13 protein-coding genes are annotated in these 18,539 nt (G+C 45.8%); 7 read left to right on the forward strand and 6 right to left on the reverse strand.

Annotated features, from left to right (window positions below):
- Positions 1 to 37 precede the first annotated feature (37 nt).
- Positions 38 to 2,227, reverse strand: a complete 2,190-nt coding sequence (locus KE626_RS04735; RefSeq protein ID WP_211971728.1) for a glutamine synthetase III family protein — start codon at positions 2,225 to 2,227, stop codon at positions 38 to 40.
- A gap of 290 nt (positions 2,228 to 2,517) precedes the next feature.
- On the opposite strand from KE626_RS04735, the gene purL reads away from it, so the two are divergent.
- Entirely contained in the window at positions 2,518 to 4,743 is a 2,226-nt protein-coding gene (gene purL / locus KE626_RS04740; RefSeq protein ID WP_211971729.1) for a phosphoribosylformylglycinamidine synthase subunit PurL, read from the forward strand.
- 248 nt (positions 4,744 to 4,991) lie between these two features.
- On the opposite strand, the gene KE626_RS04745 is transcribed toward purL, so the two are convergent.
- From KE626_RS04745 to KE626_RS04755, 3 genes are all read right to left on the reverse strand, one after another.
- The gene (locus KE626_RS04745; protein WP_211971730.1) at positions 4,992 to 7,124 is read right to left on the reverse strand and encodes a TonB-dependent receptor; all 2,133 of its coding nucleotides are present in this window, start codon (positions 7,122 to 7,124) and stop codon (positions 4,992 to 4,994) included.
- Positions 7,125 to 7,131: 7 nt separating this feature from the next.
- Complete coding sequence (locus KE626_RS04750) at positions 7,132 to 8,262, reverse strand: PepSY-associated TM helix domain-containing protein (RefSeq protein ID WP_211971731.1); 1,131 nt, start codon at positions 8,260 to 8,262, stop codon at positions 7,132 to 7,134.
- Positions 8,263 to 8,831: 569 nt separating this feature from the next.
- Entirely contained in the window at positions 8,832 to 10,073 is a 1,242-nt protein-coding gene (locus KE626_RS04755; protein WP_211971732.1) for an aminotransferase class I/II-fold pyridoxal phosphate-dependent enzyme, read from the reverse strand.
- Positions 10,074 to 10,247: 174 nt separating this feature from the next.
- On the opposite strand from KE626_RS04755, the gene pafA reads away from it, so the two are divergent.
- The 3 genes from pafA to KE626_RS04770 all read left to right on the forward strand — a co-directional run bounded on the left by pafA (position 10,248) and on the right by KE626_RS04770 (position 13,534).
- Entirely contained in the window at positions 10,248 to 11,915 is a 1,668-nt protein-coding gene (gene pafA, locus KE626_RS04760; protein WP_211971733.1) for an alkaline phosphatase PafA, read from the forward strand.
- Between the two features lie 142 nt (positions 11,916 to 12,057).
- Entirely contained in the window at positions 12,058 to 12,837 is a 780-nt protein-coding gene (locus tag KE626_RS04765) for an enoyl-CoA hydratase/isomerase family protein (protein ID WP_211971734.1), read from the forward strand.
- 49 nt (positions 12,838 to 12,886) lie between these two features.
- Positions 12,887 to 13,534, forward strand: coding sequence for a hypothetical protein (locus KE626_RS04770; protein ID WP_211971735.1), 648 nt, complete (start codon positions 12,887 to 12,889; stop codon positions 13,532 to 13,534).
- Positions 13,535 to 13,799: 265 nt separating this feature from the next.
- On the opposite strand, the gene KE626_RS04775 is transcribed toward KE626_RS04770, so the two are convergent.
- Entirely contained in the window at positions 13,800 to 14,219 is a 420-nt protein-coding gene (locus KE626_RS04775) for a hypothetical protein (protein ID WP_211971736.1), read from the reverse strand.
- Positions 14,220 to 14,368: 149 nt separating this feature from the next.
- On the opposite strand from KE626_RS04775, the gene KE626_RS04780 reads away from it, so the two are divergent.
- The 3 genes from KE626_RS04780 (at position 14,369) to KE626_RS04790 (ending at position 17,581) form a co-directional block, all read left to right on the forward strand.
- On the forward strand, positions 14,369 to 15,790 hold the full coding sequence (locus KE626_RS04780; protein WP_211971737.1) for a tetratricopeptide repeat protein: 1,422 nt from the start codon (positions 14,369 to 14,371) through the stop codon (positions 15,788 to 15,790).
- A 180-nt stretch (positions 15,791 to 15,970) separates the two neighbouring features.
- Entirely contained in the window at positions 15,971 to 16,735 is a 765-nt protein-coding gene (locus KE626_RS04785; RefSeq protein WP_211971738.1) for a phosphosulfolactate synthase, read from the forward strand.
- 99 nt (positions 16,736 to 16,834) lie between these two features.
- Entirely contained in the window at positions 16,835 to 17,581 is a 747-nt protein-coding gene (locus KE626_RS04790; RefSeq protein ID WP_211971739.1) for a shikimate dehydrogenase family protein, read from the forward strand.
- Between the two features lie 88 nt (positions 17,582 to 17,669).
- Here the strand turns inward: KE626_RS04790 and KE626_RS04795 are convergent, their stop codons facing one another.
- Positions 17,670 to 18,476: a class I SAM-dependent methyltransferase gene (locus KE626_RS04795; protein ID WP_211971740.1), complete on the reverse strand. Its 807-nt coding sequence runs from the start codon at positions 18,474 to 18,476 to the stop codon at positions 17,670 to 17,672.
- Positions 18,477 to 18,539: the final 63 nt, after the last annotated feature.

Consider the following 18,539-nt stretch of genomic DNA (forward strand, 5'->3'; position numbering starts at 1 on the left):
TCCGGGGCTAATCATACACCAAAACAATCTTACGGTTTTATCGCAAGAAAAGCAGCTCTCTGTATTTAGGCAGTGCCCATTTTTTGTCATCCACGAGGAACTCCAGTTTGTCGGAGTGGTAGCGGATCACATCAAAGTACGGCTTAATCTTTTCACAGTAATCAATCGCTTTCTGACGGCTGTCGGTAAGCTTGTTAGCTACCTTACGTGCCTCGATCATAGCCTGTACATTCTCACTGATTACATTAATATGTTCAGCTATTTTAGCAGCAATTTGTTTTTGAGCTTTAACGGATTCTTCGCCCAGACCAATTCCTTTCAGGCCGTTGATATTAGCCACCAGGTCGTTCAGGTAGCTGATAGCAGACGGGAGGATAGTATTGGTAGCGAGGTCGCCGATAACGCGGGCTTCGATCTGCACTTTCTTCACATAATCTTCCAGCAGTATTTCGTGGCGTGCGTGCAGTTCTTTTTCGTTGTAAACGCCGGTCTCAGCATAGAGTTTGGTTGCTTTAGGAGTAACCATGGCATCCAGTGCTTTCGGAGTGGTTTTTACGTTAGCTAAACCTCTCTTCTCAGCTTCTTTTTCCCATTCTTCACTGTATCCGTCGCCTTCAAACAGTATTTTTTCCGAATCTACAATATATTTCCGAAGAGTTTGCATAATTGCAATCTCTTTTTTCTCGCCCTTTTCGATCAGTGCATCAACCTCTGCTTTAAAGTCAACCAGGGTTTTAGCCATGATAGTATTCAGCACAGTCATTGCAGAAGCACAGTTTGCAGAAGAACCTACCGCGCGGAATTCAAACTTGTTGCCGGTGAAAGCAAAAGGAGAAGTACGGTTACGGTCGGTGTTATCGAGCAACAGTTCAGGAATATGACGGTGCAGATCCAGTTTCAGGATAGCTTCGTCCTGTTCGTCGAATTTGTTGTTAACACGATTTTTAACTTCCTGCAGTACATCGAACAGGTATTTACCGGTAAATACGGAAATAATTGCCGGAGGTGCTTCGTTAGCGCCCAGACGGAAGTCGTTGCTTGGAGAAGCAATAGCGGCTCTCATCAGGTCAGCGTAGTCATGTACCGCTTTAATGGTGTTCACAAAGAAAGTGAGGAACATCAGGTTGGTCTTCGGTGTTTTACCGGGAGCCAGCAGGTTTACACCTGTGTCTGTAGACATGCTCCAGTTGTTATGTTTACCGGAACCGTTGATGCCTGCAAAAGGTTTCTCGTGCAGTAACACTTTCAGTTTGTGACGTTTAGCCACTTTATTCATCACATCCATCAGCAGGGAGTTGTGGTCTACTGCGATGTTTACTTCTTCAAATATTGGAGCACATTCGAACTGGGAAGGCGCAACCTCGTTGTGACGGGTTCTTAAAGGAATACCCAGTTTGTAAGATTCTACTTCGAAATCGCGCATGTAAGCGTAAGCACGCTCAGGAATGGCACCGAAGTAATGATCTTCCAGCTGCTGACCTTTGGAAGGTGCGTGACCAACAACGGTACGACCGGTCATGATCAGGTCAGGACGGGCGTTAGCCATTGTTTCGTCTACCAGGAAGTATTCCTGTTCCCAACCCAGGGTACCGGTTACTTTGGTAACGTTTTTATCGAAATAGTTACATACGTCTACTGCAGCTTTGTCCATAGCAGCCAATGCTTTCAGCAATGGAGCCTTGTAATCCAGTGATTCACCGGTGTAGGCTACAAAGATAGTAGGTATGCAGAGTGTTTTACCATAACCCTGTTCCAGGATGAAGGCAGGAGAGGAAGGATCCCAGGCAGTGTAGCCGCGGGCTTCGAAGGTAGCTCTCAAACCACCGTTAGGGAAACTGGAAGCATCTGGTTCCTGTTGTACCAATGCATCACCATCAAAAGTTTCCAGTGCAGTACCATCACCTTTCAAAGTGAAAAATGAATCATGTTTTTCGGCGGTAGTACCGGTTAATGGCTGAAACCAGTGTGTGTAGTGAGTCACACCCTTTTTCATAGCCCATGCTTTCATGCCGGATGCAATTTGCTCGGACATTTTACGTTCCAGCTTGGTGCCATTTTTAACAGAATTCATCAGGCTCTTATAAGCCTCATCGCTCAGATATTCCCGAACAACTTTACCAGTGAAAACATTGCTGCCAAACACTTCGGTGATTTTACCATTATGTTCGGTGAGAGTGGAGTCTACGCCAGCTAATCCTTCCAGCGCTTTGAAACGTAACGATTGCATGCTGTAAAATATTTTACACAAAAGAACGCAACCGCAGCTATAAATGCAAATAAATTGTTCATTTTAACTGAAAAATTACATTTAGGGCTTTAAAATCGCCCTTTTTTTGTCATTTGATTAAATATTTGTGCTTCGCTCATCTTTAATCTGATGAATTTAAAAATTAATAATATGACATGGCAGGTCAAAAATTTGCACGCCGGAGCCAGCGGCCGACTTCTTGGCATTTGCAGGAAAAACATGTACTTTTGCGACTTCTTTTAAATTACTCGTTTTTTATACTTTAATACATGCAAACCACCGTAGAAATTGCTGAACAGCTAGGACTTACCGCTGACGAGTTTGAACGAATTAAATCCATTTTAGGCCGTACACCCAATTTTACAGAATTAAGTATGTATTCTGTAATGTGGAGTGAACACTGCTCTTACAAAAATTCAATCGTTTGGCTGAAATCCCTGCCCCGCGAAGGTGACAGACTGCTGGTAAAAGCAGGAGAAGAAAATGCCGGCCTGGTAGATATTGGTGATGGCTACGCGGTTGTATTTAAAATAGAGTCGCATAACCACCCTTCTGCTATTGAGCCTTTTCAAGGTGCTGCGACAGGCGTAGGTGGAATTCACCGCGATATCTTTACCATGGGCGCCCGGCCCATTGCCGCTCTCAACTCCCTGCGCTTTGGTAATATTAATGATAAGAAAACACAACACCTGGTAAAAGGTATTGTACATGGTATAGGCCACTACGGTAACTGCTTCGGCGTACCTACCGTGGGTGGTGAAGTTTATTTTGAAGATTGCTACGGTACCAACCCGCTGGTAAATGCATTCAGTGCCGGTATCGTAAAAGTAGGACAAACCGTTTCCGCTACCTCCTATGGTGAAGGCAATCCTGTTTTCATTGTTGGTTCTGCTACCGGGAAAGACGGTATTGGCGGCGCTTCCTTTGCTTCTGCCAATATCACGGAAGACAGCGTGGAAGATTTGCCGGCCGTTCAGGTAGGTGATCCTTTCCAGGAAAAGAAATTACTGGAAGCCTGCCTCGAAATCATCAAAACCAATGCTATCGTTGGTATGCAGGATATGGGCGCCGCCGGTATTACCTGCTCCACCGCTGAAATGAGTGCTAAAGGCGAACACGGTATGAATATCTGGTTAGATAAAGTACCTACCCGTCAGAAAGATATGAAAGGATGGGAAATGCTGCTGAGCGAAAGCCAGGAACGCATGCTGATCGTGGTGAAGAAAGGAGAAGAACAACCGGTACTGGATATCTTCGAGAAATGGGATCTCCATTGCGTACAGATCGGTGAAGTAACCAAAGATAAAAGCCTGAAGTTCTATATGAACGGCGAACTGGAAGCAGACGTTCCTGCTGAAAGTTTGGTACTGGGTGGCGGCGCTCCGCAATATCACCGCGCTTACACTGAACCAGCTTACTTTGCTAAGGTAAAAGCATTTGATATCCACAACATTCCTGATACAGAACATCCGCAGTTCGTAGCAGAAAGAATGGTGGCCCTGCCAAACATCGCTTCCAAACGCTGGATCTACAACCAGTACGATAGCATGGTGGGTACCGCAAATGCCAGCACCAACGCCCCAAGCGATGCCGCCATCGTTTTGGTAAAACCAACAAAGAAAGCATTGGCAATGACTACCGACTGTAACGGTCGTTATGTATTCGCCGATCCTCATAAAGGCGGTCAGATCGCTGTAGCAGAAGCTGCCCGTAACATCGTTTGCTCCGGTGGTGAACCGGTAGCTATTACCAACTGCCTGAACTTCGGTAATCCTTACGATCCGGAAGTTTACTACCAGTTTGTACACGCTGTACAAGGTATGGGTGAAGCTTGCCGCAAATTCAACACACCCGTTACCGGTGGTAACGTAAGCTTCTATAACCAGTCGCCCGACGGTCCGGTATATCCAACTCCTACCATTGGTATGGTGGGTATCCTCGACAGTCTCGACCAGCGCATTACCCTCGACTTCAAGGAAGAAGGCAACCTGGTATACCTGATAGGACGCAGCCGTAACGATATCAACAGCTCCGAATACCTGCACAAAATCATCGGCATAGAATATAGCCCTGCGCCTCACTTCAATCTCGATGAAGAACTGCACGTACACCAGGCTATCGCCAAACTGAATAAAGCCGGCCTGATCCGCTCTGCGCACGACGTGAGCGATGGCGGATTATTCGTAACCCTGCTGGAAAGCGCTATGCCAAATGGACTGGGCTTTGAACTGACCACCAATAACAAATTCCGTAAAGACGCCTACCTGTTCGGTGAAAGCCAGAGCCGCGTAGTAGTAACCGTTAAACCGGAAGATAAAGAGAAGTTTGAAGCACTGATGCACGGCCTGGTAGATGCCTCCGATGTTTCTGTTCGCCATGAGAAACTCGGTGTTGTTACCGGTGAACACATCAAGGTAAACGGTGAAGACTGGGGCAACGTCAGCACCTGGAAGAAATCATATAATACCGCTATTGAGGAGAATATGAAGAAATAGCTATTAGCTATTAGCAGTTAGCTGTTAAGTTTATAAACAAGGGCCCGCATAAATACTATGCGGGCCCTTTTTGTATCCAGCTAAAGCTATCATAAACAGCTCTGGTGTTGAACAACTAACAGCTAATGAGCTTATAAAAAAGGGGTCCGCATAAACACTATGCGAGCCCTTTTTATATCCAGTTAAAGCTATCATAAACAGCTATGGCGTTGAACAGCTAAAAGCTAACAGCTAATGGCTAACAGCTATCAAAATCTATATCTGAATCCTGCATTAAACCTTGCACCACTGCCTTTGATATACGAATCAGTGCGTACTCTTCCCTGTGAGGCAACAGGGTAGTAGTCGGCATTCAGCAGGTTATCCACACCCAGGCGAACCGCAAACGAGGAATTGAAGCGATAGCCGGTATAGAAATTCACCAGGGAGAAATCGCTCACAGGTCCGGCGCCCAGATCATATTGCTTTGTTTGAGGATTGATGTCGAAACGTTTACGCACGCCGGAATAAATATAGTATACTCCCAGGTCCCATTGTTTCAGCGGGGAGTAATTCACATTCACCGTCATTTTATCCGGGGAGATGCGCGTAGTAGGTAACCATGTTTTCACGCCACCCACGTCTTTTTTCCCTTCCACGTGGGCGTATGCTGCGCTGACCGACAGGTTATGCAGTACCTGGTAACCTGCTGTAATTTCAAAACCCTGTACTCTTTCCGGGGCGCGTTCCGGTACGGCTACGCCGTTTACATCTTTCAAGCTGGTACCCAGGTCGGAGGTGCTGATAAAGTAAGCGCCGGAAGCATTGAATTTGCCGATATTGCTGTTAAAGCCAGCTTCATAATTGTTGGTGATAATAGCTTTGGTTTCGATGGTATTGATGCTGGTAGTACCATTGCTCACCGCTTTTGCCAGTCGCAGTGTGCGGCCAAGATCATACAGGGAGAAACTCTGTGAGTAACTCACAAACGGGTTAAAGGCCGGGAATTTTGTATAGCGCAGGCCTGCGTTAAACACCAGGGCTTCATAAGGGAGGTTGCCGCCTTTTACAAATACGCCACCGGCATAGTTGCCAAACTTGATGGTAGTATAATCCGGAATATTCAGGGAGATATTTTCGTACCGCACCCCTGCTTTTACCAGGAAGTCTTTAAACAAATAGGTTTTCAACTGTGCATACGGTGCATAGTTTTTCATATTCATCTCCGGTACAAAAGGACGGCCATCGGTCAGGGGTTGGGAGGTTTTATCATTCAGGATGTCCACACCCCAGGTGACGTCGCCGAATAAGTTGGGATGAAAATTAAATACGGTATTGAAGTTTACCCTTGCCCCCATTTTTTTGGAAACAATGGCAGAATTTCCGGGAGGCGCGTAAAAATCGGAATATTCAAAAACTGTGTAAAACCGCTGGTAGTAAAGGTTTACATTCAGTGATGTGTTTTTGAAAACACGTTTATTGGTATAGTTAACATAGGCGTTGTGGTTGTAGGGAGTACCCTGTTTGTCGCCGGGATTAGTACCTTTTACGCCAATAATCGGTGCTTCTCCAAACTTCCCGGTAACGGAATCCACATAGGTGGCGTTTTGCATAGTCCGGTAGTAGTTATACATCACTTCAATGCGGTTGTTGCTGTTGATGTCATAACCGAGTTTTGCAAAGAGGTTTAGATTTTTGTTCTGTGCAAGCGACTGGAAAGGCGCAACGATTACGCCATCTGCATCTTTTACCACGCCGGTTTGTTCATAAGTACCACTGGCCACATAATCGAACTTGTTGATTTTGCCGGAGAAATTCTGGGAAATGCGGCCGCCCAGGGTATTCGATGGGTGGAACAGGGAACCCAATCCGCTCACATCGGTATTGCCGCTGAAACGTTTATTGGGATTGGCTTTGATGGTAATGAAGTTAATAATACCACCATCGGCGCCATTGCCATAGATAGCAGTGGATCCTTTAATCACTTCCACACGCTCTATCACAGAAAGGTCTATGCTGCGCATGTCTTTATCACCGTTGCGCAGCGGGGTAGACTGTGGAATACCATCGATCATGATCAGCATGCCGCGACCGCGAAGTGTTTGGCCTTTGTTGGTAGAGGTATTGGTTCCCAGCGTAAGTCCGGGTACATTCATACTCAGCAACTGGTTAATATCTGTAGTGATGGCGCTTTGTTCGCGTAACTGTTTCCCGGAAATAATAGTAATGGAAGCCGGTACTGTACCTAATGTTTCCTTATTACGGCCGGCGGTGATTATTATCTCATTCAGTCCTACCTCTGAAGTGCGCGCCGTATCCTTTGCCGTACCTGGTATTTGCTGTGCTGCTACCTCCAATGTGGCCAATATTGCCACCAACCCCCAAATAAATATCTTCTTCATGTATATGTTATATCCTGTTGTGTACTTTAATAATATATTTTCTGCGATACCAGATCAGGAAGCCTGAAATGGATAATGCGCCCGGGGTTAAGGCCAAAAGAGAATAAATGATCTTTAGTATAATACCGCCATAGTTGCCGAAATGCAGGGGCGCTATACAGGCGTTGAACTGATCACTAAAGGAAGCCTTGCTGAAATCCACCTTCTTTTTGATGTTGCCGTCAGCGGTGATAAAAACGGAAGAAGCATATTCTCCAAAGAAGGATGGTTCGTGTGCATGCCCAAGTATCCTTACGGGGTCACCTGTTTTTTTGGGAGGACGTACACCCATTACCTGGAAGCCAGGTATGCTGGTACGGGCTTTGGCGATGAGCGGTTCATATTCGCCGGTGAAGGGGAGGGAGGCATATCCGGCTTTTTTTGTGCTCCGGCTGTCCAGCACTTTCAATTCCATCATAAAGCCTGTAAAGGAAATGAGCAGGTTAAACAGCAGTGCCCACACACCGAGTATGCGGTGCAGGTTACGCCAGCGCCGGGTCCGGTTATGCCATTCCGGTTTTACCCGGAAGGTCAGTACTTTGATGATGGAGTTCCGGTAAATAAAGATGCCGGTGAGAATAGATAAAAACAGGCCTATACCGGTAATCAGGACGATTGTAGCCCCTGTTTTACCTGCCATAAGGGTAAAGTGCAGGTAAAGCACATTGCCCGTTAAATGGTCTGTATTGGAGTATTGTTGTAATACTTTCCCGGTATATGGGTTTAGGAAGACATATACCTTGTGATCTGCTGCATATTCGGCCCTCAGCACGATACTTTCATCGGGCGCCTGGGGGAGACGGGTAAAGAAAAGATACGGATTGCCGGGAAGGGTTTGCCGCGCGTCCTGCATCAGCTGTTGTAATGTTCTGGGCTGGGTTTGCGGGGGAACATGATAGGCGTCGGCATAGAGGGCATGATCTATTTCATCGCTGAAAACCAGCATGCTGCCGGTGATGCTTAACAGCAACAGCATAATGCCGGCTATTAAGCCAGTAATCCGGTGTACCCGGAAAAGTTGCTTACTCCATTGAATTTTCAATACCTGTCGTTTAATATCAGTTTGACCTTGTACCCAGCGTTCCAACTGCCTGTCCACTGAAAGTGCTATAGGAGTGGATCTGTATGTTGCCTTTACCTGCCATAACCGGATAAAAGCCTGAGTATGTTTTGCTTCCGCCGCAAAGGTATCGCCATATCGCTGGTTAGTGTTTACGCAAAAGGGAAATTTATCGATCAGATGGGGAAAAACAAGGGCTTTTTACACTGGGATGATATGAGGTCGCAGTATTTATCTTTAACAAGCTGTTAACAAAATACAACTTATGTGTTAGATTTTTTGCTAAAATCTCACCTATTTTTGATAAGTATCGATGAAGAGAAAACCAAAATTAAAATAAAATATTTTTTATAAAATATTTGGAATCACTTGGTTATTCCAATTTCTATGAAAACCATTTGTTCTCTACCATGTCCTGATGAAATCTAATGAAAAATTACACCTAGTGAAAGAACGATTTGTTGTAAGGGCTGAGTAACATCAGCCCTTTTGTTTTTTACCCCTGGATTGGCTTACCTTATTGCCATAACCCCTCTGGCCTTTTCCCATTTTTAATAGAAAAGCCTTCCTGGAAAGCAGGAAGGCTTTTAATATGTTGGGTGTGACTGTTATACCATCGGAATTTCAGCCACCTGGTAAACTTTTTCGTCGAGTTTAGCCTTGGTTTCGCTGAAAGCCTTGAGTGTAAGCTCAATATCCTCATCGCTGTGGGCAGCGGTAGGGATCAGGCGGTAGATGATTTGTCCTTTTGGAATAACCGGGTATACCACGATAGAGCAGAAAATGTTATAGTTTTCGCGCAGATCGAGGCACATAGCGGTTGCTTCAGGAATATCGCCGTGCAGGTAGATAGGCGTAACCGGTGAATTGGTTCTGCCGATGTTGAAGCCGCGGGCTTTCAGTCCGTTCTGCAGTTTATTTACATTATCCCACAGTTTTGCCTTCATTTCAGGATGCTGGCGCATCAGCTGCACACGTTTCAAATGTCCGATGACGATAGGCAAAGGAATGGATTTGGCAAAGATCTGGGAGCGCATGTTATAGCGCAGGTAGTTGATGATGGCTTTTTCGCCGCTGATGAAAGCGCCGATGGAAGCGCCGGATTTAGCGAAGGTATTGAACAGCAGGTCAATTTTGTCCTGAACACCCTGTTCCTCACCGGTACCGGCGCCGGTTTTACCCATTGTTCCAAAGCCATGGGCATCATCTACCAGCAGGCGGAACTCATATTTATCTTTGAATGCAGCAATTTCTTTCAGTTTACCCTGGTCACCGGCCATACCGAATACGCCTTCTGTTACCACGAGAATACCGCCGCCCTGGGTTTTAGCCAGTTCAGTTGCACGCTTCATCTGTTTATCGAAATCTTCCATGTCGTTATGCTTGAACACATAACGCTTGCCGGGGTGCAAACGTAAACCATCCAGGATACTGGCGTGGCACTCTGCATCATATACGATTACGTCCCTGCGGCCTACAACGGCATCAATGGCGCTCATGATACCCTGGTAACCATAGTTTAATAACGTGGTGGCTTCTTTGCCCATGTAGTCGGACAACTCATTTTCCAGCTGCTCATGGTAGTTGGTGTTACCGCTCATCATACGCGCTCCCATGGGAGAGGCCATTCCATAGTCGGCGGCAGCCTGTGCGTCTGTAGCACGTACTTCCGGGTGGTTAGCCAACCCGAGGTAGTTGTTCAGGCTCCAGACAATTTTTTCATTGCCCCGGAACTTCATGCGGGGGCCTATTTCTCCTTCCAGCTTAGGAAATGCGAAATAGCCATGGGCTCTGTCTGAATGTTCCCCGATCGGGCCCAGATGTTTCAGCAGTTTCTCGAAAATATCCATACGATATATTATGTAATGGTTAATTCATTCCATTTAAAATGGACACAAAGGTATTAAAATATTACTTTTTGTAAACTTGGTTTACATTTGAGGCCTCTTCTAATGCACTTTTTTTGCGAGGTTACAACGGCTTATGTTGTTGTATTACAGTGACTTTTAAATATTTAAGATCTGATGAAATTTACACATTTTCTGACAGCTGCTCTCTTGTTTTCCACAACGGTTACCCGGGCGCAAAAAGCAACTTCCCCCAAACCCTTTAATCATCTTACCGCTGCGAAAAACAGCAAAACTTCTGCCAGACCTAAACTGGTAGTAGGAGTGGTAGTAGACCAGATGCGCTGGGATTATCTTTACCGCTATGGTAACAGGTATGGCGCCGGTGGTTTTAAAAGACTGCTGCAGGAGGGATTTTCCTGCGAAAATACCCTGATCAATTATACGCCCACTATTACCGCCTGTGGCCATACCTGTGTGTATACCGGCTCTGTGCCCGCCATCCATGGTATTATCGGCAACACCTGGTATAGTCCGGAACTTGGACGTACCATGTATTGCGCGGAAGATACCACCGTCAGCACCGTTGGCAGTACTTCTGCCGCCGGCAAAATGAGTCCGCGCAACATGCTGGTAACCACGATAGGCGATGAGCTCCGGTTATCCAATAATTTCCAGAGCAAGGTAGTGGGTGTGGCTATTAAGGACCGCGGCGCTATTTTGCCCGCCGGACACAGTGCCAACGCGGCTTTCTGGTATGATGGCAGCACCGGTAACTGGGTGAGCAGCACCTATTATATGAAGGAGCTGCCGGGATGGGCACAGGAATTTAATAAACAGCAGTTTCCGCAACAATACCTGAGCAAACCGTGGACAACCCTGTACCCGGTATCTACCTACACCCTCAGCACCGCCGATGAAAAACCTTACGAAGGAAAGTATAAAAATGCGGCCAACACCTCATTCCCGCATAACCTGGCAGATATATCCAGTGCTGCTATTTCGGCTTCCCCCTTCGGTAATACCATGACCCTTGAATTTGCCAAAAAAGCCCTGGAGGCCTACGATATGGGGAAAGGCAATGTAACGGATTTTCTGGCCGTAAGTCTTTCATCCACCGACTACGTGGGCCATCAGTTTGGTCCTAATTCTGTGGAAATTGAAGATACTTACCTGCGCCTGGACCAGGATCTGGCCACACTTTTCAAATACCTCGATGCGAAGGTCGGAAAAGGACAGTACCTGTTTTTTATCACTGCAGATCATGGGGTAGCCCATGTACCGGGTTTTATGGAAGAAAACAAACTGCCGGGTGGTACCTGGGATGACCAGGCAACCGTTAAAGATCTGAATGATCAGGCTGCAACCAAGTTTGGTGTGAGAGGCGTGATCAAAGCGGTAGATAATTACCAGTTCTGGCTGGATCATGATGCTATTGCCCAGGGAGGTAAAAACGAGGCGGAGATACGGCAATTCCTCATTGCCCGGTTATTGAAATTGCCGGCAATCTCAAAGGCCTTTCCTATAGAGCAACTTATGACCACCCTGTTGCCAGAACCCATGCGGACGATGCTTAACAATGGTTTTAATACCAAAAGAAGCGGCGATATCCAGGTAATACTGACACCGGGTTATATTGATGGTGGTAAAACCGGTACCACACACGGTTTATGGTATCCTTACGACGCGCATATTCCGCTGGTATGGATGGGATGGGGTATTCACCCGGGTAAAACCAACCGCACCATCGGTATGACGGATATTACGCCTACGCTGGCAGCGTTGTTGCATATCCAGATGCCCAGCGGTAATGTAGGGCAGGTAATACAGGAGGTTACTCATTAAATTTTTTTTGCTTAGATTGCCATAAGGAAAATTGCGAATTAGGAATTAGGGATTACGGAGTTGTGGAAAAGATCAAACGACCTTCTGCACCATCTCCATACAACTCCGTAATCCCTGATTCGTAATTCGTAATTCTTCAATTATGGCTTTTTCTTTTTTACTATATACTGTAGCAGACCGGATCGCTACTATTACCCTCAATCGTCCTGAAAAAAGGAATGCGCTGAATGGGCAGCTGGTAGCGGAATTACGCGAAGCGTTTCAGGCTGCCGCGGCCGATGAGGCGGTGAAAGTAGTGGTGCTGGCGGGAAACGGTGAAGCTTTTTGCGCTGGTGCCGACCTGGAATACCTGCAGCAACTGCAGAAAAACACCTATGAAGAAAACCTCACTGATTCCCGGGAGCTGATGCAGCTGTTCCGGGAGATATATGAACTTGATAAGATTGTGATTGCCCGGGTGGAAGGGCATGCGGTTGCCGGTGGCTGCGGGCTGGTAACCTTATGCGATCTGAGCTACGCCGTGCCGGAGGCCTTATTGGGATATACCGAAGTGAAAATTGGCTTTATACCAGCGCTGGTAGCGGTGTTCCTGGTACGTAAGATAGGAGAGGGCCGGTCCCGGGAGTTACTATTGACCGGGAAACTGGTGACTGCTGAGAAAGCGGCTGCCGATGGTCTTATTACCGCAGTGGTACCAGCCGGGGAAATAAATGCCCACGTGGCCAAAGTGGCCATGAGCCTGTGTAAAGAGGCATCAGCTAACTCGCTGAAAGTAACCAAGAAATTGATTGGCACAGTGTTGGACTTACCATTGGCAGAAGGGCTGCTGCACGCGTCAGAACTAAACGCAGCTACCCGTGGACATGATGATTGTAAACGCGGTATTGCCGCCTTTTTAAATAAAGAAAAGCTTACCTGGTAGTTAGTTGACCGACCATCACTATACCACCACTAAACTAATACACCACACTATGTCGTACCGGTTGCTATTAACTTTTATCTTGGGATGCTTCTCCGGCACAGCGCTGGCGCAGCGTACCGTTTCAGACGCAAAGATTATTTATAAAATGGAGCTGCCGCCAGAGCAGCTGCAAATGGATGCCATGCTGGAAGGCAGCACCTTTACCCAATATATGCGCGGACCGCTGAGCAGGATAGACATGAATTTCAATATTGTGCACTATACCTATCTCATTAACAGCAAAACGGAAACTATGACCACGCTGATTGATCAGCATGGGAATAAATACCTGATCCGTGCGGGAAAAGAACAATATAACAAGGATTTGAAGCAGTATGAAAACATACAGTTTACCGATCAAACGGAAACCAAGCAGATAGCGGGTTATACCTGCAGAAAGGCAATTGGTACCATGCCGGATGGTAAAACATTCGAGGTGTTTTATGCTACGGACCTGGTGCCTGAAAACAGGCAGTATAACCGTCGCTTTGTAAACCTGAAGGGCATCCCGCTGGAGTTTGAAATTCTCACCAAAACCGGCGCTAAAACGCGGGTTATTGCCACCAAAGTAGATTTGTATCCGATTCCTGCTTCTTATTTTGATGTGCCTAAAACGGGCTATAAGGAAGTAAGCCAGGAGGAGTTGAAAAACATGTAATTGTGATTTTCCTGCCTGGGATTTTTTTTGCCCAGGATTAGACTGATTTTGATGATTTAGATGATTTTCTCTTTTTTGATTTAAAAGATTGGGGAAGATACAAGCGGATTTTTGCCTATATCCTTCTAATCTTTTTAAATCCATAAGATAAAAAATCATCTAAATCATCAAAATCAGCCTAATCCTGGGCAAAAAAAAGGGCCGGTTAAAAAGTTGTTTAACTTTTTAACCGGCCCATATTGTAATTGAAGAAACGTTAAGTTTATTACCCTTTCTTGAGTGGCAGAATGATCTGCAGTTTCTGAAAGTTCATGTTTCCCGGTGGTTGTGACTGCACCTGGTAATTAGAAGGAACTACGTAGGTAACATTACCTTTTGTATAGGTAGTTACCGCTTTAAGGTTTATAACGTTATTGTAGTTATTCTCTGTGTTTGTTTTAAACTTAAAGTCTGAGCTGAAGGTACCGGAATACCGGTAAGCCGCGTCGAGGCCCAGGTTGGTTTTAGGCATGGCAGTATTCAACACAAAGTGTTGATTGTCAGCCGCTTTTTTCGTTTTGTCTTTGTTATTATCAGAGGGCAAAAAGCTATTATTCGCCAGCGCATTGAGAGCAAAAAACGCCATGGCGCCCGCTAACAAGCAAGACAATGAAAAAGTGCGTGATATGTATGTTTTCGCTTTCATTGTAACACAAATGTACAAACTTTTTGATATATTATATAACATATTCTTAACGCAAGATACGATTAAATCACAAAGAAATGTTAAAAAATATTTAAAAGGTTAAAATCCACCCGTATTTGGTCATAGATAAAAGTACTATATTTACACTAATGAGTAAAGACTTTTCCTTTTTAAACGAAGATTTTGATGATCTGAGAGACTTGTTGCAGCAGTTTGAAAATCTCAGGGCTGGTAAGTCTCATTCTTTTTTGGACGAAGATTCATTTGAGCAGATCATAGACTATTATGACGAGCATGACGAAATGCCGATCGCGTTGCAGGCTGCGGAACTAGCCATCGAACAATTCCCCTACTCTTCTACACTACTACTCAAAAAGGCCAACTTACTGATAGAAACCAAGAAATATAAGGAAGCACTGAATTTATTGGAGAAAGCAGAAGTACTGGACCGCACTGATATTAATCTTTATATACTGCAGACGGATGTTTACCTGGCGCTGAACCAGCACCAGAAGGCAGCCAGTGTGCTGGAAGAACAAATTGAGCAGTTTTCGGGAGAAGACAGGACAGAATTGTTGCTGGAGCTGGCCGATGTATATGATGACTGGGAGGAATTTGAGAAAGTGTTTGATTGCCTGAAAATGGCGCTGGAACATGATCCCAACAGTGAAGAGGCGTTGCATAAAATCTGTTTCTGGACAGAGTTTACCGGCCGCAATGAAGAAAGTATCCGTTTGCACAACGCTATTATAGATGAGCATCCCTATAACCAGCTGGCCTGGTTTAACCTGGGAACGGCTTTTCAGGGTTTGAAGCTGTATGAAAAGGCGATCGATGCCTATCAGTATGCGGTAGCTATTGATGAGAAATTCGATTATGCGTACCGGAATATGGGCGATGCGTATATCCGCCTGCGTAAGTATGCCGAAGCCATAGAAGTGCTGCAGAAACACCTGGAAATAGCCAAACCGGAGGATGTAATCTATGAGGCTATTGGCCACTGTTATGAAAGGCAGCGCAAATTTACCCAGGCGCGCTATTACTACCGTAAAGCGTCGCACCTGAGTCCCAGCGATGATAAATTGTATTACAAGATCGCGGTAGCTTACATGATGGAGGCCAACTGGGAGAATGCGGCCAAATCGTTGCTGAGTGCCCTGAAAATAAATAAAACCAACGCAGAGTATAATATGAGCCTGGGAGAATGTTACCTGGAGCTCGGAAAAAACAAGGAAGCCCTGGTGCATTTCATGAATGCGGTACGTACCCGGCCTAAGAGCGCAGTTACCTGGCAGGAGCTGCTGAAAGGGTTGTATGTGTCCGGATTCCTGGAAGAGGCGCTGGTACAGCTGTCAATTGCCGAAGAAAAGGCAGGCCGCAAGCCCATATTTGTGTACTACCGGGCGGCTATCCTGATTGCCATGGGGAAAACTAAAGAGGGGTTACTGCACCTGGAAACCGCTTTACAGCAGGCGCCCAAAATTGTTAAAAAGCTGGTAGAACTTGACCCTGCTGTGTTACAGCATGTGAGTGTGGTGGATCTGATTGCGCAATACCGCCGCAAACGTTAACCAATGTTATTTACTTTAATAAAATAAAGTATACTTCTTATTTTTGCGCCGGCTTTTAATTGTCATGGACAAAAGTCAACAGTATTTCCGGTTACTAAAATTGCATCTACGCTATCCCGAAGTGCCTGGCGAACATTAGTATGTGTTTTACTGACCAATAAGAAGATAAAAATATTTCAAATGAATTTTAATCTGACACAAATCCCGGAAAGGACAAAGAAGCCCCGGACTCATGGATTGACCATGGTAATGGATAAGGGGCTAAGTTTGGAAGAAGCACGAAATTTTTTATCCGCAGCAGGTCCGCACATCGACATCCTGAAACTGGGTTTTGGCACTGCTTACGTTACGCCTAACCTGCGCGCAAAAATTGAACTTTACCAGTCGGCAAACATCCCGGTATACTTTGGCGGAACCCTGTTTGAAGCCTTTGCTATCCGCAACCAGTTTGAGGAATACATCAATGTGGTAAAGGACTATGGTATCAGCTACATGGAAGTATCTGATGGCTCTATTACCATCCCGCATGCCGAGAAATGCGGTTATATTGAAAAACTCGCTAAGATCGGACTGGTATTAAGCGAAGTTGGCTCTAAAGATGCCGAACACATTATCCCTCCTTATAAGTGGATTGAACTGATGAGTGCGGAATTGTCTGCCGGCGCTACGTATGTGATCGCTGAAGCCCGCGAAAGCGGTAACGTTGGTATCTATCGCGGCAGCGGTGAAGTACGCGAAGGCCTGGTACAGGAAATCCTGACACAGATCCCCGCCGAAAAAATTATATGGGAAGCACCGCAGAAAGCCCAACAGCTCTACTTCCTGGAACTGGTAGGCTGCAATGCCAACCTCGGCAACCTGGCGCCCAATGAAGTAATTTCACTGGAAGCTATGCGTATAGGATTAAGGGGCGATACCTTTAACCTGTTCCTCGACAGGGAATAGGACTGTGATTTATATGATTCATGTGATTATCCTGATGAGCGTTGATTGATGCGAAACACCTTCCCTTGTCAGGATAATCATACCCACAATTACCATTTCATGAAGATGTATGGATTGATCGGCTACCCGCTTAGCCACTCTTTTTCAAAAGGATTTTTTAAAGAAAAATTTGAAAGAGAAAATATCACCGGCTGCCAATACGAGAACTTCCCGATACCAGGCATTTCTGAATTTACCCACCTGCTTGAACAGCATCCGCAAATAAACGGGCTAAACGTTACCATTCCTTATAAAGAGGCAGTGATGCCTTTCCTGGACGAACTCAGCAAAGCTGCTGCACAGATCGGAGCGGTAAACTGCATCGATTTTAAGGACGGAAAAAAAACCGGCTATAATACAGATGTAATCGGGTTTACGGCATCATTACACCCATTGTTACAACCGCATCATACCCATGCCCTGGTACTGGGCACCGGCGGAGCCGCCAAAGCCATTATGTATGCGCTGGAACAACTGGGTATCACCTATACGGTGGTGAGCCGGTCGCCCGTTAACGGCGCCATCTCTTATGATGCGCTGGACGAAGCTGTCATGGCAGCACATACCATTATTGTAAACACCACCCCTTTAGGCATGTATCCCAAAGTAGATACCTTCCCTGAAATACCTTACCAATATGTTACTTCCAGGCACCTGCTGTACGACCTGGTGTATAACCCGGCTACTACCGCCTTTTTAGAAAAAGGCGCCGGACAAGGTGCGGTTATAAAAAACGGGCATGAAATGCTGATCCTGCAAGCGGAAGCTTCGTGGGAGATATGGAACGGAAGAGCTTTTAGCCATTAGCTTTTAGCTGTTAGCAAAAAAATGCAGCGTAAATGAACACATTATATCATGTTCGTTTACGCTGCATTTTTTTGCTAACAGCTAAAAGCTAATGGCTAACAGCCGGCTTCACCATATAATAAACACAGGTGGTAACAAAGTTTCTGAAAAATGGAATCGCCGCAATAGGCTTCCATTGTACCCTGGCACTTACGCCGAATTTATATTTATAAATAGGGTTGATCAGGTAGAAACGACGCTGCGTGATCTTATACTGCTGACGTTTAAGAATACGTTCGAAGCGCTCAATGGAAATACCGGTAGACTTCACATCCATCAGATCCACTACTACATCATCGCCCTCTCCGAATGCGCGGAGTAAACCTTTGTATAAAGGCCGTGGCAACAGGTGGATATAGGGAACCATGCTGAGGAACTTATTGGCGCATATCTGCTGATGTCCTCCGTGAGGCATATACCAGGGCGGAAACCCAAAATATACCTGTCCGCGGGGAGTGAGCAACTGTTTCAGATGTCCGATGATTTTTTCCTGGTCAGGAATATGTTCGATGGCATCTTTCAAAATAATTACATCAAAAGAATGACGGAACTCTCCGAGGAAGTCGAGGTCGTAAATGTTTTTGGCGATCAGCTTCAGCTGTCCGCCGTCCAGGTATTTCTGAAGGAAGGTTTTTGCCAGCTCGATACGGTCGGGAGCAAGATCCACGCCTACACAGTTACAGCCTTTTTCCAGCAGCGGGGTGAGCACTCCGCCTTCCCCGCATCCTACCTCCATCACGCGCAGGCCTTCCAGTTGAGGAAACTCCTGCTGTATGAATGGCAGCACGTAGTCGCGCGAATTATCGACCTGCTGTTTATGCCGTAGTGTTGCGTCTAAATGATGTTCTAATGCCATGTATTTGAAAATTGCGTGAATTTAGTAAAAAACGTTTAAAGGCAGGGTTGCTGTTTTGCTAAA

Origin of the sequence: Chitinophaga hostae (assembly GCF_018224885.1) — a bacterium.
GTDB lineage: Bacteria > Bacteroidota > Bacteroidia > Chitinophagales > Chitinophagaceae > Chitinophaga > Chitinophaga hostae.

Bases quoted from the DNA above. Each gene is read 5' to 3' on its own strand.
- KE626_RS04775 (WP_211971736.1), bottom strand. From the start codon at position 14,219: ATGAAAGCGAAAACATACATATCACGCACTTTTTCATTGTCTTGCTTG.
- KE626_RS04755 (WP_211971732.1), bottom strand. From the start codon at position 10,073: ATGGATATTTTCGAGAAACTGCTGAAACATCTGGGCCCGATCGGGGAA.
- KE626_RS04745 (WP_211971730.1), bottom strand. From the start codon at position 7,124: ATGAAGAAGATATTTATTTGGGGGTTGGTGGCAATATTGGCCACATTG.
- KE626_RS04780 (WP_211971737.1), top strand. From the start codon at position 14,369: ATGAGTAAAGACTTTTCCTTTTTAAACGAAGATTTTGATGATCTGAGA.
- pafA (WP_211971733.1), top strand. From the start codon at position 10,248: ATGAAATTTACACATTTTCTGACAGCTGCTCTCTTGTTTTCCACAACG.
- KE626_RS04795 (WP_211971740.1), bottom strand. From the start codon at position 18,476: ATGGCATTAGAACATCATTTAGACGCAACACTACGGCATAAACAGCAG.
- KE626_RS04735 (WP_211971728.1), bottom strand. From the start codon at position 2,227: ATGCAATCGTTACGTTTCAAAGCGCTGGAAGGATTAGCTGGCGTAGAC.
- KE626_RS04765 (WP_211971734.1), top strand. From the start codon at position 12,058: ATGGCTTTTTCTTTTTTACTATATACTGTAGCAGACCGGATCGCTACT.
- KE626_RS04785 (WP_211971738.1), top strand. From the start codon at position 15,971: ATGAATTTTAATCTGACACAAATCCCGGAAAGGACAAAGAAGCCCCGG.
- KE626_RS04790 (WP_211971739.1), top strand. From the start codon at position 16,835: ATGAAGATGTATGGATTGATCGGCTACCCGCTTAGCCACTCTTTTTCA.
- KE626_RS04770 (WP_211971735.1), top strand. From the start codon at position 12,887: ATGTCGTACCGGTTGCTATTAACTTTTATCTTGGGATGCTTCTCCGGC.
- purL (WP_211971729.1), top strand. From the start codon at position 2,518: ATGCAAACCACCGTAGAAATTGCTGAACAGCTAGGACTTACCGCTGAC.